General features: G+C 72.7%; 15 protein-coding genes. 10 read left to right on the top strand and 5 right to left on the bottom strand.

Features of this window, described 5'->3' with window-relative positions:
- The first annotated feature begins 131 nt into the window (after positions 1-131).
- Complete coding sequence (locus tag ACFO4E_RS02980; RefSeq protein ID WP_378571294.1) at positions 132-5,150, top strand: DEAD/DEAH box helicase; 5,019 nt, start codon at positions 132-134, stop codon at positions 5,148-5,150.
- A 36-nt stretch (positions 5,151-5,186) separates the two neighbouring features.
- Here ACFO4E_RS02980 and ACFO4E_RS02975 read toward each other — a convergent pair whose 3' ends face one another.
- Positions 5,187-5,378: a DUF397 domain-containing protein gene (locus ACFO4E_RS02975; protein ID WP_378571610.1), complete on the bottom strand. Its 192-nt coding sequence runs from the start codon at positions 5,376-5,378 to the stop codon at positions 5,187-5,189.
- A gap of 11 nt (positions 5,379-5,389) precedes the next feature.
- On the bottom strand, positions 5,390-6,232 hold the full coding sequence (locus tag ACFO4E_RS02970) for a helix-turn-helix domain-containing protein (RefSeq protein WP_378571292.1): 843 nt from the start codon (positions 6,230-6,232) through the stop codon (positions 5,390-5,392).
- 172 nt (positions 6,233-6,404) lie between these two features.
- On the opposite strand from ACFO4E_RS02970, the gene ACFO4E_RS02965 reads away from it, so the two are divergent.
- The 3 genes from ACFO4E_RS02965 to ACFO4E_RS02955 are packed head-to-tail and all read left to right on the top strand — an operon-like array spanning position 6,405 to position 7,323.
- On the top strand, positions 6,405-6,692 hold the full coding sequence (locus ACFO4E_RS02965; RefSeq protein WP_378571290.1) for a hypothetical protein: 288 nt from the start codon (positions 6,405-6,407) through the stop codon (positions 6,690-6,692).
- Positions 6,689-7,132 (top strand): ATP-binding protein, encoded by a 444-nt coding sequence (locus ACFO4E_RS02960; RefSeq protein ID WP_378571289.1) that lies wholly within the window; start codon positions 6,689-6,691, stop codon positions 7,130-7,132. Before ACFO4E_RS02965 ends, ACFO4E_RS02960 begins: the two co-directional genes overlap by 4 nt.
- Complete coding sequence (locus ACFO4E_RS02955) at positions 7,129-7,323, top strand: hypothetical protein (RefSeq protein ID WP_378571288.1); 195 nt, start codon at positions 7,129-7,131, stop codon at positions 7,321-7,323. The genes ACFO4E_RS02960 and ACFO4E_RS02955 overlap by 4 nt, the downstream gene beginning before the upstream one ends.
- Before the next feature lie 173 nt (positions 7,324-7,496).
- Here ACFO4E_RS02955 and ACFO4E_RS02950 read toward each other — a convergent pair whose 3' ends face one another.
- On the bottom strand, positions 7,497-9,896 hold the full coding sequence (locus tag ACFO4E_RS02950) for an ATP-binding protein (RefSeq protein WP_378571286.1): 2,400 nt from the start codon (positions 9,894-9,896) through the stop codon (positions 7,497-7,499).
- Positions 9,897-10,106: 210 nt separating this feature from the next.
- On the bottom strand, positions 10,107-11,660 hold the full coding sequence (locus ACFO4E_RS02945) for an isocitrate lyase/phosphoenolpyruvate mutase family protein (RefSeq protein ID WP_378571285.1): 1,554 nt from the start codon (positions 11,658-11,660) through the stop codon (positions 10,107-10,109).
- Positions 11,661-11,725: 65 nt separating this feature from the next.
- Between ACFO4E_RS02945 and ACFO4E_RS02940 the strand changes: the two genes are divergently transcribed.
- Together ACFO4E_RS02940 and ACFO4E_RS02935 are read left to right on the top strand one after the other, a co-directional pair.
- Positions 11,726-12,463, top strand: coding sequence for an ArsR/SmtB family transcription factor (locus tag ACFO4E_RS02940; RefSeq protein ID WP_378571283.1), 738 nt, complete (start codon positions 11,726-11,728; stop codon positions 12,461-12,463).
- 110 nt (positions 12,464-12,573) lie between these two features.
- On the top strand, positions 12,574-13,083 hold the full coding sequence (locus ACFO4E_RS02935; RefSeq protein ID WP_378571281.1) for a GNAT family N-acetyltransferase: 510 nt from the start codon (positions 12,574-12,576) through the stop codon (positions 13,081-13,083).
- 114 nt (positions 13,084-13,197) lie between these two features.
- Here ACFO4E_RS02935 and ACFO4E_RS02930 read toward each other — a convergent pair whose 3' ends face one another.
- Complete coding sequence (locus ACFO4E_RS02930; RefSeq protein WP_378571279.1) at positions 13,198-14,415, bottom strand: ROK family transcriptional regulator; 1,218 nt, start codon at positions 14,413-14,415, stop codon at positions 13,198-13,200.
- A 304-nt stretch (positions 14,416-14,719) separates the two neighbouring features.
- Here ACFO4E_RS02930 and ACFO4E_RS02925 point away from each other — a divergent pair, with 304 nt between their 5' ends.
- The 4 genes from ACFO4E_RS02925 (at position 14,720) to ACFO4E_RS02910 (ending at position 19,624) form a co-directional block, all read left to right on the top strand.
- Positions 14,720-16,015 (top strand): extracellular solute-binding protein, encoded by a 1,296-nt coding sequence (locus ACFO4E_RS02925; RefSeq protein ID WP_378571277.1) that lies wholly within the window; start codon positions 14,720-14,722, stop codon positions 16,013-16,015.
- 167 nt (positions 16,016-16,182) lie between these two features.
- Positions 16,183-17,175 carry a carbohydrate ABC transporter permease gene (locus ACFO4E_RS02920; protein ID WP_378571276.1) on the top strand — a complete coding sequence of 331 codons (993 nt, stop codon included), beginning with the start codon at positions 16,183-16,185 and terminating at the stop codon, positions 17,173-17,175.
- Complete coding sequence (locus tag ACFO4E_RS02915; RefSeq protein ID WP_378571274.1) at positions 17,172-18,104, top strand: carbohydrate ABC transporter permease; 933 nt, start codon at positions 17,172-17,174, stop codon at positions 18,102-18,104. Before ACFO4E_RS02920 ends, ACFO4E_RS02915 begins: the two co-directional genes overlap by 4 nt.
- Positions 18,105-18,172: 68 nt before the next feature.
- The gene (locus ACFO4E_RS02910) at positions 18,173-19,624 is read left to right on the top strand and encodes a glycoside hydrolase family 3 protein (RefSeq protein ID WP_378571272.1); all 1,452 of its coding nucleotides are present in this window, start codon (positions 18,173-18,175) and stop codon (positions 19,622-19,624) included.
- The last annotated feature ends 47 nt before the right edge of the window (positions 19,625-19,671 follow it).

Below are 19,671 nucleotides of genomic sequence, written 5' to 3'. Positions count from 1 at the left end.
CTCCAGTATCGGCGCCCCGGGCCGCGGTGTCACCTCAGGGCGCACCGTCCCCTCCCTCCTCCGTGCCGCCCGGCGGCGCGGTGCGGCCCGCCCGCCCGGAAACCGTCGGCCCGGCGTTGCAGACTGGGGGTATGACCACCGACGATCCCGCCGCGGACGCGACGGCCCGCTTCTCCGCCGCCACCCGGGCATGGTTCGGCGGCGCGTTCCCCGGCGGCGCCACCCCGGCGCAGGCCGCGGCCTGGTCGGCCATCGCCGAGGGGGGAAACACCCTGGTCGTGGCGCCCACGGGATCGGGCAAGACGCTCTCGGCCTTCCTCTGGGCACTGGACCGGATGTCATCGGCGCCCGTTCCGCCGGAGCGCGCGCGGCGCTGCCGCGTGCTCTACGTCTCTCCGCTGAAGGCGCTGGCCACGGACATCGAGCGCAACCTCCGGGCACCCCTGTCGGGCATCCGCCGGGCCGCCGAGGACAGCGGGCTGGAGGCGCCGCGGGTATCGGTGGGGGTGCGCACCGGCGACACCCCCTCCGATGAGCGCCGCGCGCTGGCCACCCGGCCGCCCGACATCCTCATCACCACCCCCGAATCGCTGTTCCTGGTGCTGACCTCGCGGGCGCGCAACGGCCTGGCCGGCGTCGAGACGGTCATCGTCGACGAGGTGCACGCGCTGGCCGGGACCAAGCGCGGCGCGCACCTGGCGCTGACCCTGGAGCGGCTGGACGCGCTGCTGGACCGGCCGGCCCAGCGCATCGGCCTGTCGGCGACGGTGCGGCCGCCCGAGGAGGTGGCGTCGTTCCTCGGCGGGCCGCGCCCGGCCACGGTGGTCGCGCCGCCCGGCCGGCCGCACCTGGAGGTGCGCATCTCCGTTCCGGTCGAGGACATGACGGAGCTGGAGGCGGCGGTCGCCCCCGGGCGCGCCGACGACCGCGCGTCCAAGGCGCGCACGTCCATCTGGCCGCACGTCGAGGAGAAGGTCCTCGACCTGGTGGAGCGGCACCGGTCGAGCATCGTGTTCACCAATTCGCGGCGGGTCGCCGAGCGGCTGTGCGCCCGGCTGAACGAACTCGCGGCCGAGCGCGCGTCCGCCGCGCGGCCCGATGCGGTCGCGGCGGAGGTCATGGGGCAGGCCGGGCAGGCGTGGACCGGCGACGGCGCCGCGCCGGTCGCGCGGGCGCACCACGGCTCGGTGTCCAAGGAGGAGCGCGCGCTGATCGAGGCGGACCTGAAGGAGGGGCGGCTGCCGTGCGTGGTGGCGACCTCCAGCCTGGAGCTGGGGATCGACATGGGCGCGGTGGACCTCGTGGTGCAGGTGGAATCGCCGCCCTCGGTGGCGAGCGGCCTCCAGCGGGTGGGCCGGGCCGGGCACCACGTGGGCGAGGTCTCGCGCGGCGTGTTCTTCCCCAAGTTCCGCGGCGACCTGCTGGCCGCCACCGTCGTCGCCGAGCGCATGCGCGCCGGGGCGATCGAGGAGCTGCGGATGCCGCGCAATCCGCTGGACGTGCTGGCCCAGCAGGTCGTGGCCATGGCGGCGATGGACGATTGGGGGGTGGCCGATGCGGCCGCCCTGGTGCGGCGGGCCGCCCCGTTCGCGACCCTGCCCGACTCGGCGCTCGCCGGCGTGCTGGACATGCTGTCGGGGCGCTACCCCTCCGACGAGTTCGCCGAGCTCCGGCCCCGTGTGGTGTGGGACCGCGACGACGCGGGCGGGGGGACCCTGCGGGGCCGGCCGGGGGCGCAGCGCCTGGCGGTCATCAGCGGGGGCACCATCCCCGACCGGGGGACCTACGCCGTGCATCTGGCGGGCGCCGGCGCGGGGCCCGAGGGGGCGGGGCGGTCGGCGCCCACCCGCGTGGGCGAGCTGGACGAGGAGATGGTCTACGAGTCCCGCGTCGGGGACGTGTTCGTGCTCGGGGCGAGCGCCTGGCGGATCGAGAACATCACCGCCGACCGGGTGTTGGTGTCCCCCGCTCCCGGCCGGCCCGGCCGGCTCCCGTTCTGGAAGGCCGATACGGTGGGCCGCCCGTTGGAGCTGGGCCGCGCCATCGGCGCGCTGTCCCGCGAGCTCACCGGGCTGGACGAGCCCGCCGCGCTCGCCCGCGCCGAAGGCGCCGGCCTCGACCCCTGGGCGGCGGCCAACCTCGTGGGCTACGTCGCCGAACAGCGGGAGGCCACCGGGTACGTCCCCGATGACCGGACGATCGTGGTGGAGCGGTTCCGCGACGAGCTGGGCGACTGGCGGGCGGTCGTGCACTCCCCGCTGGGCGCCCGCGTGCTGGCACCCTGGGCGCTGGTCCTGGGCGCGCGGCTGCGCGAGCGCTACGGGCTGGACGCGCAGGTGGTGCACGGCGACGACGGGATCGTGGTACGGCTGCCGGACGTGCAGGAGATGGAGCACGCGCCGCGGTCGGGCGCGCTCGCGGAGTCGCTGGTCCTGGATCCGGAGGACGTCGAGTCCGCGGTCACCGCCCAGGTCGGCGGGTCGGCCCTGTTCGCGGCGCGGTTCCGGGAGTGCGCGGCGCGCGCTCTGCTGCTGCCGCGCCGCACCCCGGGGCGGCGCATGCCGTTGTGGCAGCAGCGCCAGCGCTCCGCGCAGCTGCTGTCGGTGGCGGGCCGGTTCGGGTCGTTCCCGATCGTCTTGGAGGCGGTGCGCGAGTGCCTGCGGGACGTCTTCGACGTCCCCGGGCTGACCGCGCTGATGTCCGATATCGCCGCCCGGCGGGTCCGGGTGGTGGAGGTCGAGACGCAGCGGGCCTCGCCCTTCGCGCAGTCACTGCTGATCGGCTACACGGCGGCGTTCCTCTATGAGGGCGACGCCCCACTGGCCGAGCTGAAGGCCCAGGCGCTGACCCTGGACTCCGCCCTTCTCGCCGACCTGCTGGGCCAGGCCGACCTGCGCGAGCTGCTGGACCCCGACGTGGTGGCCGAGGCCGAGTCCTGGGCGCAACGCCTGGCGCCGGAGCGCTGGGTGTCCACCCGGGCGGGCCTGCCGCCGCCCCCGCCGGACGCCGGCGAGGCGGACCCCGGCCCGGCCGGCGACGCGAACGCCGTGCTGCGTGCGGTCGAAGGGACCGCCGACCTGCTGCGGGAACTGGGGCCGCTGAGCACCGGCGAGGCGCGTGAGCGCGGGGTCCACCCGGCGTGGCTGCGCACGCTCGAATCGGCGCGCCGGGCGATCCCGGTGGTGATCGCCGGGGACCGGCGGTGGGCGGCGGTCGAGGACGCCGCGCGGCTGCGCGATGCCCTGGGCACGGAGCCGCCCGGTTGGCTGTCCGGTGCCGGCCCGGCTCCTGAGGGCGCACCTACCGGGGACGCGTTCGCGACCGGTTCGGGGCCGGAGGGCGCGTTCGCGAACGTCACCGGACCGGAGGGCGCACTCAGCGACGCCGCGGAACCGGAGGACACGCCCGCGGACACTGCTGGAGTCGGCGACACGGCCGACACCAACGGACCGGAGGACGCCTTCGCGAGCACCACCCCATCCGGGGGCGCGTTCGCGAGCGCCGCCGAGGCGTTCACCGCCCCGGTGGCCGATCCCGTCGGTGACCTGGTGTCGCGGTACGCCCGCACGCACGGGCCGTTCCGCGCGGAGGACGCCGCCGCCCGGTTCGGGATGGGCCGGGCCGTGGCGCTCGGCGCGCTGCGGAGCCTGGCGGAGGCCGGCCGGGTCGTCGAAGGCGGGTTCCGGCCGGGCGGCCGGGGCACGGAGTGGTGCGACTCCGACATGCTGCGCCGGTTGCGTCGCAGGTCGGTGGCGCGGTTGCGTCGCGAGGTCGAGCCCGTCCCGCAGCGGGCACTGGCCCGGTTCGTGCCCGCCTGGCAGCACGTCGCGCCACCCGCGCCGGGCGCCGGTCGGCCGGGGCGGCTGAGCGGGCCCGATGCCGTCGCCCGGGTCGTGGAATCCCTGCGCGGCGCCCCGGTCCCGGCATCGGCGCTGGAGTCGCTGGTGCTGCCCGCGCGGGTGGCGGGCTACTCTCCGGCCCTGCTGGACGAGCTGACGCTGTCCGGGGAGGTGCTGTGGGCGGGCGCCGGGCCGCTTGGGGCCGCCGACGGCTGGGTGTGCCTGGTCCCCGCCGACATGGCCGAGGTGCTGCTGCCGGAGCGGGGCGCGCTGGACCTCTCGCCCCGCCACGAGGCGGTACTCGCCGCGCTGGAGAGCGGCGGTGCCCTGTTCTTCCGCGACATCGCCGACCGGGTCATGGGCGCGGAGGGGGCGGCGGCGTTCTCCGACGCGGGCCTGGTGTCGACGGTGTGGGAACTGGCGTGGGCGGGGTGGATCGGCAACGACACGTTGGGGCCGCTGCGCGCGCTGCTGTCGTCGGGGGGCACGGCGCACCGCAGCAGGTCCAGGCGGCCGTCGCTCCCGACGCGCACCGGCCCGCCCACGGTCGCGGGGCGGTGGTGGACGCTGCCGGAGCGCGAACCGGACCCGACCCGGCGCGGGCACGCGGACGCCTCGGCGCTGCTCGACCGCTACGGGGTGGTGACCCGCGGCCCGGTGACCGCCGAGCAGGACCGGCGTGCCCGCTCGGGTGGTCCCGGTGGCGGCTTCAGCGCGGTGTACCGGGTCCTCCGCGGGTTCGAGGAGGCGGGCAAGGCCCGGCGCGGCTACTTCGTCGAGGGGCTGGGCGCCGCCCAGTTCTCCCTGGCGGGCGCGGTGGACCGGCTGCGGTCCTTCGCCGCCGACGCCGACGGGGCCCGACTCGGCACACGGCCGGACACAGGACCGAATGCGGGAACGGACGCGGGACCGGGCTCAGGAGCGGGACCAGGCGGTGGTGCGGCGGAGGCCCCGCTGGTGCTGGCCGCCGCCGACCCCGCCAACGTCTACGGCGCGGCGCTGCCCTGGCCGGGTTCAGCGGACGGCACCGGCCGACCAGGGCGCAAGGCGGGCGCGCTGGTGGTGCTCGACGACGGCGCCCTGGTGCTGTACCTGGAGCGCGGCGGCCGGTCGGCACTGACCTTCGGCTCCCCTCCCGACGCCCTGGAACGCGCCGCCGGGGCACTGGCGGCGGCCGTGCGGGAAGGACGGGTGGACTCCCTGACCATCGAACGCGCCGACGGGGCGCCCGTCTTCGGCACCCCGCTCGACACCGCCCTCGCGGCGGCGGGCTTCCACCCCACCCCGAAGGGCCTCCGCCTGCGCACATGAGCCACGATCGAGAACACGGCCCATCCAGGAGGCGTGCTAAAGCTCGCCGGCCTTCACCCCATCGATGAAGGCGGCCCACTCGACCCCGGAGAACTCAAGATGGCCGAGGTGCCGGTTTTGCGTATCACGCACAGCGGAGAACGCCGGACCATCCGCGACTTCAACGCATTCAGAAGCGCCTGCGCTGTAACTGGACTTGCGGAATCTTAGAGCAGTCGATCGTTGCATGGTTGCGTGCCTCACTCGTCGATGATCTTCTTCATCAAATCGATCGATCCCGCCTTGGACAGGGCATCCACGACGACATGATCGAATGCTCGCCGGTAGCCGCCGACTTGCGCAGGGTCCTCCATGTACAGACCCTCCGCCCGGGTCTCGACGTAGACAATCGACGGGTCGAGCTCGTCGGCGTAGTCGAGGATGACCATGGACCCGAATGAAGCCGCGTACATACCGGCGCTCTGTGGGTGCACCTGGATCGTGATCTTGTTCAGCGCTTCGGCCGCTTCGATGAGATGGCGAATCTGCCGGTCGGCGAGCACAGGATCGCTGTGGCGAAGTCGGATGAGGACGTCTTCACTGATGACGGCGTGCAATTCTGGTCCGTCGTCACGGTTGAGGATGGCCTGCCGTTCCATACGCGCCGCTACGATCCGGTCGATGTCGCTATCGGATCGGGTCAGTGCAATGCGCGCGCTCGTGGCGGCGTAGTCCTCGATCTGGAGCAGCCCGGGGATGACGATGGGCTGGAAAGTCGAGATGGCAGAGGCTTCGGCCTCGAACCCAATGTAGGTGTCGGGCAGGACGTCCGCGTAGGTATCCCACCAGCCACGTTCTTTGGACTGACGCCCCAGGGTCAGGATCGCCTCGCGGCGGGCCTCACTGGTCACTTCGTAGAGGTTCATCAGGTCGCGTAGTGCGCTGGCGTCGGGGCGGGATCTCCCGGCTTCCATGTGGTTGAGCCGCCCAGCGGACCACTGCAGTTTCCGGCGGGCGGCGTCGACGGTGTAGCCGGCGTCCTCGCGCATGCGCTTCAGCTCGGCAGCGAGCCGACGCTTCCGCACGGTCGGACTGTGCTTCATTCTCGCCTCGTGGTCGTGGTCTGGTGGCGAGCCGATCATATGCCGCCTCGAATCTTTCAGACATTTCGTTCAACTTGAAGTACTCATCTTGATTCTTCAATTTGAAGTGTTCACTATGGAGGTGGGTTCATCAACCGCTGGGATCCTCCCGGCTTCACCCCAAGGGGTTCACATGCGATTCCTGCTCAGCCTTCTCACCCGGTGGCGGGTGCCGCCGACGCACGGGCGGCACTGCCGCTGCTGCGTCGTCGCCCGGTGGTGGAACTGCCCCCGCTGCGGGCGGACGTTCTCCAAGCCCACCCCGGACCACGCCTGCCCGGGCGAGCCCAAGCCCGCCACCCCAGCTGCGCCCGCCAATGCGGCCACGGTCGCTCTGGCCTTCGGTGACGGGCTGGACGACCTCCGGGCCGAACTCAGTCCCCTCCTGCGGGGGCTCGTGGTCGCGGGAGGTGTGCGGTGAGCGCGACCGCCCCCACGCGTGCCGCGCGGGCACCCGGCCTGCGCCTGCTGCACCGCCTCGACGGCGTGCCCGAAGCCGCCTCCACCGCCCGCGACATCCTGGTCCTCGACCTCGGGCCCCGGCACCCCTACCTCTACAACGCCCAGCTGGTCGTATCCGAGCTGGCGACCAACGCCGTGACGCACACCCGCTCCGGCCTCCCGGGCGGGTTCCTGATCCTCTACGTCGAAGCCACCGCGCAGACCGCCCGCATCGAGGTCGGCGACGCCGGCCCCCTACCCGGCGCCCGCACCCGCCCCCGGATCGCCCGCCCCGATGCCGACAGCGAGCACGGGCGCGGCCTCGCCCTCGTGGACGCCTTCACCGACGACTGGGGCACCCGCCGCCACGCCGACGGCACCAGCACCGTATGGGCGCACTGGAGCGGGGAAGCGCCGTGATCGAACTGCGCAACGGGCCCCTCGACGGCGCACGCATCGGCACCGACCTGGCCCGGCTGGTGGAGTGCTTCGACCTCGGCGGTATCGACCTCTGCCTGTCCGACTTCCTCGGCCCCCACATCCGGGGGACCGCCACCTACGCACCCGACACCACGGGCAGATGGCTCTACCGCGGAACAGCCCTTACCTGACCGGCCTCGCCCTCCTGATTTCCTGCCGCTACGGTCCGGAGGTCAGGAGGGTGATCCCGCTTTGAAAACAGAGAGGTGGCGCTGCATCCTTAACCCGTCTCGCATGCGCTCATGGTCGGGGCGAGGTCGAGGGGTGCGGTGCCCTTCGGAGTCGACTCCGGCTGGGATCGGTATCAGGCGATCCCAGCGATCCGCCCCTCGATCCTTTGGCGGATGCACTCCGCTCGAGGGCTGTCATACTCGGCCAGGATCCGGAAGGCTTCCGTCCAGTGGCCATGGGCCTCATCCGGCCGGTCGGGCACCAGAGCCTCCGCAAGACCATCGAGGGCGATGGCCTCATTCCAGGGGTCGCCGAGCTCACGGTGGGCCACGGCGGCCCGGCGGTGAAAGTCCGCGGCGTCGCCATGGCGGCCCATCCGCCGGTAGGTCTCCCCCGCCCCATGCCATGTAAGGGCTTCACGACTGCGCTCCCCCAGTCGATGCTGCAGCGAGGCGGCATGCCGGTAGGACGTCAGCGCGTCACCGAACAATCCAAGCGACTGCTGGGCATTCCCGAGCCTCATCAGGTACGCGCCCTCCCCCTGACGGTCGCGGATTCCCACCGCGATCTCGACCGCCTCAGCCGCCGCATTCAACGCCTCCTGGGTCGACCCGAGATCGAGCAACACACGGCTGAGTACGCTCAGGGCATTGGCGACCGTGCGCTCGTCCCCCTGCTCGCGAAGGTCAGCCAGTGACTGGTCGATGACGCGTTTCGCTTCAGGAAGTCGTCCCGCTTCATGGTGGGCCCCGGCGAGGTTGGACTGGCAAACGGCCCGCATAAAGGTCTGGCCAAGGTCACCGTAAACTACGATCGCCTCAGAGAATCGGGCCGCCGCTTCGGCAAGGCGGCGCTGCCGCAGATAGATGAGGCCCAACGAGTTGAATGCCGTCGCCTCACCGAACCGATCCCCGAGTTCACGGTAGATCTCCAGAGCCATCCGATGGGACTCCGCACCCTGCCCAAGTCGGTGAAGCATAACGTGGCCGTACCCCTGGCTTTCTAGGAGCCGCGCCTCAGCGGGGCGGTCTCCAAGCCGTCGTGCCGCCGCGAGCCCGATCTCCGCAATTCCAGGCCAGCCCGTAGTGGTACCGAAGGACGCCTGAGCGTTCCATAGAACAGCAGGCAGTTGCCAGGCATGACGATCGAACCCGCCATGCGCAGCGGCCCGGACCACTGGAAGATAATTGGCGTCCTCGCGCTCGACCCAGTCCACCGCCTGGTCGAATTCCGGGAACGTCAATGGCGTGACCCCATCGCAGAGGGGATCGAGCGGAACGCGCGCCTCAGTGGGGTTGATCGACCTTTGCGCAGCATCGGCGCTGTGCAGGTACCAGTCGAGCAGCCGCCTTAACGCTTCCGTTCGTTCAACGGTCGGCGCCTCACGCTGGGCGAGGTCGGACGCAAAGGCGCGAAGTAAGTCGTGGAATTCGAACCGGTCGGGCGCCGTCTGCTCCAGCACATGCGCGCCGACCAGGACGTCCAGCAGGAGCCGGGCCCGCCGGACGCTGGTTCCGGCCAGGGCGGCTGCGGCTGCGATGCCGAAGTCCGCTCCGGGGTGCAGGCCCAAGAGCCGGAACATCCGCGCCGCATCATCAGGGAGCGCCCGATAGGACCAGGAGAAGACGGAACGCACCGCCCCGGCCTCTTCTTCGTCGCCGGTGTCGAGGGCGTCCCAGAGGGCGGATTCGTCGCGCAGGTCGGCGATCAGATCGTCCAGCCCCATGTGTGGGCGGGCGATGGCCCGTTCAGCAGCGACGCGCAGTGCCAGCGGCAGGCGGGCACACAACCGGGAGAGTTCGGCGAGCTTGGCGTCGTCGTCGACAGGCCGGAAACCTGCTGTGACCGCCCTCAGAAGGGCCACCGCCTCCGGTTCCGCCAGGGTGCCGAGAGTGATGCGATGCGCGCCGTCGTGGACGGCGAGGCCGGAAAGGCGTCCTCGGCTGGTGACGACCACAAGGCAGCGAGTGTGGCCGGGCAGGAGCGGCCGTACTTGCGCTACGGAATTGGCGTTGTCCAGCAGGATGAGCATGCGCCGGTCGGCGAGCATGGACCGGTACAGGGCCGCCGCGTCGTCGGTATCGGTCGGCACCGCGTCGGCGGGGGTGCCGAGCGCGATGAGAAACCGGCGTAGGGCATCGTGGGCGCCGACCGGTTCGCCGGGGTCGTAGCCCCGGAGGTTGATGTAGAGCTGGCCATCGGGGAAGCGCTCCTGGATCTGGTGCGTCCAGCGCAGGGCCAGCGATGTCTTACCGGCTCCGGCCGTGCCGGCGATGACGCAGACTTCGATAAGGCGGTCGTCGCCATCGGCGCTGGTCAGGATCGCGTTGAGGTTGCTCAGTTCCTCCGTGCGATTGACGAAACCGCCACTCCCCCGAGGAAGCTGCCGCGGACGCGGGCTCTTGAGTCGATCTTCAGGCTGGTCGTGGAAGTGGACGCCACCACTGATGATGCCCGCCTGAACCACGTCGCGGGATGTACCCGACATCTCGGCGTGGAGTCCTTGGTTGTGGTCCTCATCGCGGCCTGCCATCCGCTCCTCCACGCCGGTCTACTGGGCGATCAACCACCGCCCGGAGTGGGGGCGGCCACAGTACGTAACGGTCAGTGTAAGAGGGCGTGTCCTCTCCGATGCCACCGCGCAGAAACGTAGATCGAGCAGTGACTCGTACACCTCGAAGTCGTGGCCGCCGGAAAGGACAGCGGCGGCATGCCGGGAAGTCGCGGGGCCATCGGCCCGGCGTCACACGGGGCGACGGTGTCCTCGGCCGGTCGTCGCCAGGTCTTGCACCTCGGCGTAGGACAGGGCGTTCAGGTCCGTCGGGTCCCCGTCTCGGATGGCGGTCGCGGTGGCTACGGCCGCCGACAGTGCCCTGCGGTAGAGCAGCGAGCCGAGGCTGACCCTGCGTACGCCCAACGCGGCGAGCTCGGAGAGGGCGGGACCGGCCGGCGTGTACAGGATGTTCAGCGGTACAACGAGGGATGCCGTCAGCTCGGCGATCCCGGCCGGGTCCGCCAGTCCCGGCACGAACACCCCGTCCGCACCGGCCTGTTCGTAGACCGCGAGACGCGTCGCGGTCTCCTCCTCGCGGCGGCCCAGCCAGTGGGTGTCGGTGCGCGCGTTCACGAACAGCGCCGGCGCTGCGGCCTTGACCGCGGCGATCTTCGCGGCGTGGAACTCCGCGGGAGCCAGCGTGCCGCCGGGGCGGCCGTCTTCGAGGTTGATCCCCGCCGCGCCCGCGTCGGCCAGCCGGCGGGCCAGTTCGGCGACCTCCCCCAGGTCGTCGCTGAAGCCTCCTTCGACGTCGACCGAGAACAGGAAGGAGCCCTCTCTGAGCCGGCGGGCCAGCGCCAGGGTCGCCTCTCCCGCGGCGGCCGCGCCGTCCGGCAGGCCCGCGCCGGCCGCCACGCCCAGGCTGGTGGTGCCGATGACAGGGAAGCCCTGCGCCGCGAGGGCGGCGGCGGAGGCGTAGTCCCAGGCGTTGGGTATCAGCAGCGGTGCGGCCTGGTGGTGCAGGCGGGCGAAGGGTGTCAACGGGCGTTGGAGCACGCCGTCGGCCAGCGCAAGGGCGTGGGAACGGCCGGGGCAGACGCGGGGTGGGGCGCCGAAGGTGAGCGGCACCGGGTGCGCGCGGCCGGCGGCGGTCAGGTCGAGGAGCACCGGGTCGCCCTCGGCGATCTCCCGGCCTGCGACCGTGGTGCCCCTGGTGGCGACGCGGCGCATCGTCCGCACTGGGGGGAACTCCCGGAGCACCCGGGCCAGCGGTACGTCACCGCCGGCGGCGGCCGCGGCGTCGACCAGCGCGGCCGTAGCCTCGCATGCTTGGACCAGGAGCCCGATGCGGTTGGCGACGGCCTCCAGGCCGGCTTCATCCGCCGTGTCCGGCGCCAGGTGCGCGACCAGCCGCGCGACCGCCTCGTCCGCGGCCGTATCGGCGCCCCCGAAGTAGGCTCCGGCCACCACGGTCACCGCCTCCGCAACCGCTTCGGGCTCGGGCATCCCCAGAGCGTGGGCCAGGGTCCGTACCACCCGCGCCCGGACGTCCCCCTCCGGCTCCGCGGCCGCCGCCCGCCGCAGCGAGTCGGGGTCCAGCCGCGCGAGTTCGGCTTCCACCAGGGACCGCCGCCGCCGGTGCGGCTCCCCGGAGGCGAACCTGGCCACGGCGGCACGCAACCAGGCGACACTCGCCCCGGCCGGTCCTTCGGCAGTGGCAGCCGGTTCCGGGACGAGTGCGGGGTCGGCGAGCGCCGCGCGCACGTCCGCGGCGCGGTCGAACTTATGCGTCGTGTGCGTCATCGACCTGACGTTAGGGCCGGGACGGTTCGGCGCCGCCCGAACCATCCGTGCGGCACCATGGATGCATGTCCCCGCTCGCCGAGACCGCCGGACTGCTCGCCGACCGCACCCGGGCCGCGTTCTGCGAGGCGCTACTCGACGGCCGCGCCTGGACCGCCGGCGAGCTCGCCCGGCACGCCGGGGTCCGGCCGTCCACCGCCAGCGAGCACCTCTCGCGCCTCATCGAGGGCGGACTGCTGGCCGAGGAACGCCAGGGGCGGCACCGCTATGTCCGGCTGGCGGGCCCGGAGGCGGCCGCCCTGATCGAGGCCCTCGCCGCATACGCCCCGAACGGCCGCCGTCCGCGGAACCTGCGCCAGTCGGTGCGGCACAGCGCCGAGGCCAGGGCCCGCACCTGCTACGACCATCTGGCGGGGCATCTGGGCGTGGCCCTGGCCGACGCGATGATCGCCCGGGACCTCGTCGCGGAGGACTCCGGGCTCGCTGTCACCCCGGCGGGCCGGGCGTGGCTGGCCGACGCCCTGGACTACCGGCATCCCACTGGATCCCGGCGACCCCTGGTCCGCGGCTGCCTGGATTGGACGGAGCGCCGCCGTCATCTGGCCGGGGGCTTGGGAGCGGCCCTGTGCGCCACCGCGCTGGAGCGGCAGTGGGTACGGCGCATCGGCTCCGGGCGCGCGGTGGCGGTGACCCCGGAGGGGAGCCGGGCGTTTCGGGAGCTGCTGGGTGTGGAGGCCGGCGGGGTCGACTCGGCCGGGCGGGGCTTCGGGGATCCGGTCCGGGCGGCCGGCACACGCGCCTGAGCGTCGAACGCGCCTTTCCGCACTTCGGCTCCCTGCTGGAACCCGCCCTCGCGGCCCCGGAGTGGGCGATCATTGGACCGTGCACGGCCCCGATTCGTGGAAGGCGATCGATGAGCGACCCGACCGAGCCCGTTGAGGTCCGGCCCTTGGAACAGGACGACCTCCCCGCGGCCGTGGCGACGAGCCTGGCCGCCGACACGGTGTTCGCCGACGCCGGGGTGGTGCTGCCGCCGGACGACCCCGCGGAGATGCTGGCGCACGCGGCGGCGGTGCTGGTCGCGGGGCGTCCCGTGGTGGGGCTGGCCGCACTGGTCCAACTGGACGGGGTGGCGCACCTGGAACAGCTCGCGGTGCACCCCGCCCACGGGCGTCGGGGGATCGGGGCGGCCCTGCTGGAGGCGGCGTGCGGCCTGGCGCGTTCCCAGGGGAGTGCGGCCATGACCCTGACGACCTTCCGCGACCTCGCGTGGAACGGTCCCTGGTACGCGGCTCGCGGGTTCAGCCCGCTGCCGGAGTCGGAATGGGGCCCCGGACTGCGCGCCCAGTGGCGCGCGGAGGAACGGGCCGGGATCCTCGTCGCCCCGCGCATCGCCATGCGCCGCGAACTGTCCTCCGCCTGAGCGCGCCCGCCCCCCTCCCGGACCGGCGAGGAGCCTTCCCTTGATCCTCACCGCCCCAGGCGGAGCGGGGAACGCTCGGACCGTCCCCGCTCGCCCGGCGCCCGGACCCGCCCATCACTCCACGGTGGACGCGAAGATCTCCTCCCTCGCGTGGCGGAGGGCGGAGAGGAGGGCTCCGCGCAGGACGGGGCTGCCGGCGACGCCGCCGATGGCGACTTCGGGTGCGTTGGGGCCTATGCGGGCGGCGTGGCGGGCGACGCGGTCGGCCAGGCCGGCGCCGCCGACCTGGGCGACGTCGCCGCCGAGGACCACGAGGCCGGGGTCGAGCACCACGCAGACGGAGGCGACACCGCGGGCGATGCGCTCGGCGAACTCGTCGAGGAACGCCGCCCCTTCGGGTCTCCCGTCGCCGGCGGCGGCGAGCATGTCGGTGACCGTCCCGCCGGGGATGCCGTGGGCGGCGCCGAGGGCCGCGATCTCCTGCGCGCCCACCAGCGCCTGGAAGCCGTGCGCCAAGGAGGGCTTGCCGTAGGCCGTGCGCAGCGACTGGTAGCCGCCGGGCAGCCCGACGTCGTCGGGCAGTGGCGCCCCTGGCACCGGCAGGTAGCCGATCTCCCCCGCCCCGCCCGAGCGGCCGCTGTGGATGCGGCCGTGGAGCATGATCGCCATGCCCACTCCCCCGCCGCTGCTGAGCCAGATGAGGACGAAGTCGGGGATGTCCGCCGCGACGCCTTCGGCGTGTTCGGCGAGCGCCGCCAGGTTGACGTCGTTCTCGATCACCACCGAGCGGCGCAGGTCGGAGCGCAGCGCGTCGAGCACCCCCTCGTGCCAGGAGTGCAGGTCGAAGGAGAAGCGCACGTCCCCCGTGCGGGGGTCGACGACCCCGGGGGTACCGATGACGCAGGCCGTCAGCCGCTCCGCCGGGACCTGCGCCTGCTCCAGCAGCTTGCGCACCGTCGTGTGCACCACGTCGACCGGGTCCGGCGAGGCGGCGGGGTCGACGGTGACCTCTCCGACCGTGCGCCCGGTGATGTCGGCGATGGCCGCGGTGACCCCCGTTGCACTGACGTCCAGCGCGGCCACGTAGGCGCTGGACGGCACCACGGCGTACAGAGCGGCGTTGGGCCCCCGCCCGCCGGCCTGGCTGCCCACGACCTCGACGAGGCTGCGCTCCTCCAGGCGCGAGAGGAGCTGGGAGGCCGTCACCTTGGACAGTCCCGTCTCCTTCCCGAGCTGGGTTCGCGTCAGGGGCCCCGACGACAAGAGGAGCTCCAGGGCCGCTCGATCGTTGAGTTGCCGCAGCAGCCGCGGAGTCCCCGGACGTCGAGACATAACCGTGACACCCCACTCTCTATTTATTAGGAAAGTTTGTTGTTAGTTTATCGGCCGACCCACTAGAGACCCCCGAGAAGACGCACGATCGCGTGCGCCCCCAGCGTGAACCCCGCGTCCGCGCACTCGGCCGGCGGCCGGCACAACGGACGGGACGAACCGAACCCCGTAAGTGATATCCCAGCACATACCCGCACCGACGACGACGCCCGTACCGCGTTGACGGCCACTCTCGGCCCTCCCCGCCGGGCGCCCTCCACGGCGCGGCTCGGCGCGCGCGGCCCCGCGCGAAGGGAGAGAACACGTGAGATTCCCGAGAATCGCAGCCGCCTCGGCCCTGCTGCTCACCGCGACCGCGTGCGGAGGCGGCGGCACCGGCGACGACGGCACCGCCGACCCCTCGGACGCCCCTTCCACCCTGACCGTCTGGATCATGGGCACCTCCCAGGAACCCCTGGTCGAGTACATGGACGACGTCGAACAGCGGTACCAGGAGACCTACCCCGAAACCACGGTCGATGTCGAGTTCATTCCGTGGCCCGACGCCCAGGAGTCGATCAACAACGCGATGGCCGGCGGCGACGCCCCCGACATCCTCGAAGTCGGCAACGACCAGGTGGCCAACTGGGCGGCCCAGGGCGCCCTCCTCGACATCGGCACGCAGGTCGAATCCTGGCCGGACGCCGCCGACATGGACCAGGCCGCCCTGGAGTACGGCACCTATGACGGCGCCCAGTACGGCGTGCCCTGGTTCGCCGGCGTGCGCACGCTCTACTACCGCGCCGACTGGCTCCGCGACGTCGGTGCGGAGCCGCCGACCACCTGGGAGGAGCTGGTCGACGTCGCCAAGGCGATCGAGGAGGAGAAGGACGTCCCCGGCTTCGCCGCGCCGACCGACTTCACCAACGGGATCGCCAGCTTCGTGTGGAGCAACGGCGGCGAGATCGCCGTGCAGGAGGGCGGCCAGTGGGAGGGGCGGCTGACCGACCCCGCGACCCAGGAGGCCATCGAGTTCTACGCGGGCCTGACCACCGAGGAGCAGATCTCGCCGCAGACCTACGTCGGCGAGAACGAGCTCGTCCCGCTCGCCGACATGGCCAACGGCAAGGTCGGCATGTACATCGACGGCGGCTGGGCGCTGACCTCCATGGAGGAGCAGGCCGAGGACCCCGCGGTCCTGGAGGAGATCGCCGCCGCGCCGATGCCCGGCGCCGACGGGATGGCACCGGCCTTCGCCGGCGGGTCGGCGCTGACCGTGTTCACCACCACCGAGCACCCCGACTTCGCCTTCGAACTCCTCAAGGTCATGGGCGACAAGGAGGGCGGCCGCGGCTACGCGGACGCCGCGGGCTTCTTCCCGGCCTACCCGGAGATGCTCGACGACGAGGCCTACCAGAGCGACCCGGCCACCGCGGCCGCCGCCGAGCAGATGACCGAGACCAAGTTCTTCCCGCCGACGCCGAAGTGGAACGCCGCCGACCAGGACGGAAAGATCCTGCCCGGCGCGGTCCTGGAGATCGTCCGCGGCGGCGATCCCGACGAGGTCCTGGCGCAGGCCAACGAGGAACTGACCGACATCCTCAACGAGCCGGTCGAGTAGGGCGGGGGGCCGCCTCCGGGCCGTCCGGCGCGGCCCGGCGGCCGGCGCCGCCCCGGTCGCGGCCCCTCCCCCACCTCGGAAGAGACGGATGGCCGGCGGCCGCAGGCTCCTCCCATTCCCCGCCTGCGGTCGCCCCCGGCCCTCGACCCTGATTGCGAAGCCCGCCCATGGCACAGACCCTTGAAGCGGCCGAGGGCGCCGGCCGGACCCGCTCCGGCCCGCCCGCGCCCCCCGATCCTCCCCGGCGCCGCAGGATCCGCCCCGCGCCCTACCTGCTCATCGCGCCCGCGCTGGCCCTCCTCGCCGCCGTCCTGCTGTGGCCCATCGTGCAGATGGTGTGGAATTCGCTGCACTCCTACACCACGCGGCACCTGCTCCCCAACGGGCCGGACCCCGAGTGGAACGGCTTCGAGCACTACACCCGGCTGCTCACCGACCCCGAATTCTGGGTCATCCTGCGCAACACGGTGATCGTGTGCGTCCTGATGGTCGTCATCACGATGGTCTTCGGCACGCTCGTGGGCATCCTGCTGCACCGGCTGCCCCGCTGGTTCGGCGGCGTGGTCGCGGTCGGCATGATGCTGGCCTGGGCCACGCCCGCCATCAGCGCGTCGCTCGTCTTCCGCTGGCTGTTCCTGCCCGAGCGGGGGCTGGTCAACGTCGTGCTCGACCGGCTGCCCGACGCGCTCGTGGGATCGGGGTGGGCGAACTACAACTGGTTCCTCGAACCGCTGTCGCTGTTCACCGTGCTGATCACGGTGATCGTCTGGCAGTCCTTCCCGTTCATCGCGGTGTCGGTGCTGGCCGGCCTGAAGAGCATCCCCGGCGAGCTGTACGAGGCGGCCCGGGTCGACGGCGCCGGATTCGTGCGCTCGTTCACCAGCATCACCTTCCCGATGCTGCGCCCGCTGTTCGCGCTGCTGCTCATCCTGCAGATCGTCTGGGACCTGAGGGTGTTCACCCAGCTCTACATCCTGGCGAACAGCTTCCAGAACAAGTCGGTGTACCTGCTGTCCTACTACATCTACCAGCAGGGGTTCTCGGCCAGCCCGCCCAACTACGGGATGGGCTCGGCGATCGCGGTGGTCATGACGGTGCTGATCCTGGCCGTGACCGTCTACTACCTGCGCATCATGATCCGCCAGGGGGAGACCCGATGACCGCCACCGCTCCGGCCGCCGCCGCGCCCCGCGCGGCCCGCCCCCGCCGCGCGCGCCGGTTCCGCCCGGCCCGCGCGCTGCGCCGGACCCTGATGTACGCGGCCGGCACCGCTGTCTTCCTGTTCTCGGTCTTCCCCGTGTACTGGATGGTGGTGACCGCGTTCAAGCCGGTGGGCGAGATCTTCTCCACCGAGCCGCGGCTGCTGCCCGACGCGCCGACGCTGGCGCACTTCGACCGCGTGGTCAACGGCGAGCTGATCCCCGGGGTGGACTTCTGGAGCTTCCTCGGCAACAGCCTCCTGGTCACCCTGGGCGCGGTCACCATGGGCGCCCTGCTGTCGCTGCTGGCCGCGGTCGCCGTCGCCCGCTTCCGCTTCCGGATGCGCACGGCCTTCATCCTGCTGCTGATGGTCATCCAGATGGTGCCGATGGAGGCGATGATCATCTCCATCTTCATCAACTTCCAGCGGCTCCAAGAGGCCGGCGGCGTGCAGATGCTGGGCAACCTCACCGGCATCCTGATCGTCTACACGGCGGTGTCACTGCCGTTCACCATCATGATGCTGCGCGGCTTCGTCGCCGCCGTGCCGAGGGAGCTGGAGGAGGCCGCCGCCATCGACGGAGCGGGGAGCTGGACGATCTTCTGGCGCATCCTCATGCCGCTGGTCGCCCCCGGCCTGGTGGCGTCGAGCATCTTCGCGTTCATCACCGCGTGGAACGAGTTCATCGTCGCCCTCACGTTCCTGGGCCGCAGCACCGACTCCTACACCCTGCCGCTCACGCTGTCGTACTACTTCGGCCGGTTCGGCACGGAGTGGGGGTCGATCATGGCCGCCTCGACCCTCCTCACCATCCCCGTGATGGTGTTCTTCCTCTTCGTCCAGCGCCGCATGGTGTCCGGCCTCACCATGGGCGCCGTCAAAGGCTGACCGCCGGTCCGCCCCCGCCCCGCGCCTGCGCGCCGCCCGGCGCACCCCGTCATGAAACGGAGCCTTAGATGCCCGCGGATCCATCCCTGGATCGCCTCGCCAACGCCACCCTGCTGGTGCCGTTCGAGTCCTATGAGGCGCCCCCCTGGCTGCTGGACGGCCTGGCCGACGGCATCGCCGGGGTCTGCCTGTTCCACAACAACATCCGCGGGCCCGAGCAGGTCGCGGCGCTCAACGCGGTCCTCGCCGGTGCCGCCGAGAGTCCGCTCGTCTCCCTCGACGAAGAGGGCGGCGACGTGACCCGCATCGGGCAGAGGGCGGGCAGCGACTACCCGGGCAACGCCGCGCTCGGCGCCGTGGACGACCCCGTCCTCACGCGCGCGGTGCACGCGGCGCTCGGCGCCGAGCTGCGCTCCCTGGGCATCACCCTGAACCTCGCGCCCACGGTGGACGTCAACACCGCCGCCGACAACCCCACGATCGGCACCCGCTCGTTCGGCTCCGACGCCGCCCTGGTGGCGCGCCACGCCGCCGCCGCGGTCGCCGGCCTCCAGGACGCGGGGGTCGCGGCCTGCGCCAAGCACTTCCCCGGGCACGGCGCCACCCGCCAGGACTCCCACACCGAGCTGCCCACCGTCGACGCGGACGCCGACCTGCTGCACCGGCGCGAGCTGCTGCCCTTCCGGGAGGCCGTCGGCGCCGGTGTGCGCACCATCCTCACCGCCCACATCCGGCTGCCCGCCTACGGGCTGGACGGTCCCGCCACCCTGTCCCCGCGCGTCCTCACCGGCCTGCTGCGCGAGGAGATGGGCTTCACCGGTGTCGTGATCAGCGACGCCCTGGACATGACCGGCGTCAGCGGGGACATCGGGATGCCCGAGGCCGCGGTCCGCGCCCTCGCCGCTGGCTGCGACCTGCTGTGCCTGGGCCGCTTCACCTATGCCGACGACGTCGCCGCCGTGCGCGCCGCCATCGTCGCGGCGGTCCGGGAGGGCCGCCTCGACGGCGCGCGCCTGGAGGAGGCCGCGACCCGCCTCGGCGAACTGCGCTCCTGGACGTCGGGGCGGCCGGTGCCGCCCCGGGCCGACGCCATCGGGCTCGACGTCGCCCGGCGCGCGGTGCGGGTGACCGGCGAGCTTCCGCCGCTGCGCGACCCGGTCGTCACCGAGATCGACGCGCCGCCCGGCATCGCGGTTGGCGACGTCCCCTGGGGGCTGGCCCCGTGGTTCCCCGGGACCGAGCGCGTGGACCCCGCCACGGCCCGCCCGAGCGACGTGCTCGCCCGCGCCTCGGGCCGCGACCTGGTCCTCGTGGTGCGTGACGCCCACCGGTTCCCGGCCGCCCGGGAGTTCGTCACCGCGGTCTGCACCGCCCGGCCGGACACCGTGGTGGTGGAGATGGGGCTGCCGGAGTGGCGTCCGGAGTGCCGCGCCCACGTCAGCACCTACGGCGCGGCCCGCGTCAACGGGCAGAGCGCGGCCGAGCTCTTGGGGGGCATCGGCGCGACGTCGGTACGCTGAGGTCGTCAGGTCCGGCGCGCCGCGCCTTCGGGTACGGCGCGCCGGAC

It is taken from the genome of Nocardiopsis mangrovi (genome assembly GCF_042653925.1).
Lineage (GTDB): Bacteria > Actinomycetota > Actinomycetes > Streptosporangiales > Streptosporangiaceae > Nocardiopsis_B > Nocardiopsis_B mangrovi.
This window is presented reverse-complemented; position numbering and strand designations above follow the sequence as displayed.

Coding starts and splice junctions, on each gene's coding strand:
- ACFO4E_RS02980 (WP_378571294.1), top strand. CDS start 132: ATGACCACCGACGATCCCGCCGCGGACGCGACGGCCCGCTTCTCCGCC.
- ACFO4E_RS02975 (WP_378571610.1), bottom strand. CDS start 5,378: ATGCAACGATCGACTGCTCTAAGATTCCGCAAGTCCAGTTACAGCGCA.
- ACFO4E_RS02970 (WP_378571292.1), bottom strand. CDS start 6,232: ATGAAGCACAGTCCGACCGTGCGGAAGCGTCGGCTCGCTGCCGAGCTG.
- ACFO4E_RS02965 (WP_378571290.1), top strand. CDS start 6,405: ATGCGATTCCTGCTCAGCCTTCTCACCCGGTGGCGGGTGCCGCCGACG.
- ACFO4E_RS02950 (WP_378571286.1), bottom strand. CDS start 9,896: ATGGCAGGCCGCGATGAGGACCACAACCAAGGACTCCACGCCGAGATG.
- ACFO4E_RS02945 (WP_378571285.1), bottom strand. CDS start 11,660: ATGACGCACACGACGCATAAGTTCGACCGCGCCGCGGACGTGCGCGCG.
- ACFO4E_RS02940 (WP_378571283.1), top strand. CDS start 11,726: ATGTCCCCGCTCGCCGAGACCGCCGGACTGCTCGCCGACCGCACCCGG.
- ACFO4E_RS02935 (WP_378571281.1), top strand. CDS start 12,574: ATGAGCGACCCGACCGAGCCCGTTGAGGTCCGGCCCTTGGAACAGGAC.
- ACFO4E_RS02930 (WP_378571279.1), bottom strand. CDS start 14,415: ATGTCTCGACGTCCGGGGACTCCGCGGCTGCTGCGGCAACTCAACGAT.
- ACFO4E_RS02920 (WP_378571276.1), top strand. CDS start 16,183: ATGGCACAGACCCTTGAAGCGGCCGAGGGCGCCGGCCGGACCCGCTCC.
- ACFO4E_RS02915 (WP_378571274.1), top strand. CDS start 17,172: ATGACCGCCACCGCTCCGGCCGCCGCCGCGCCCCGCGCGGCCCGCCCC.
- ACFO4E_RS02910 (WP_378571272.1), top strand. CDS start 18,173: ATGCCCGCGGATCCATCCCTGGATCGCCTCGCCAACGCCACCCTGCTG.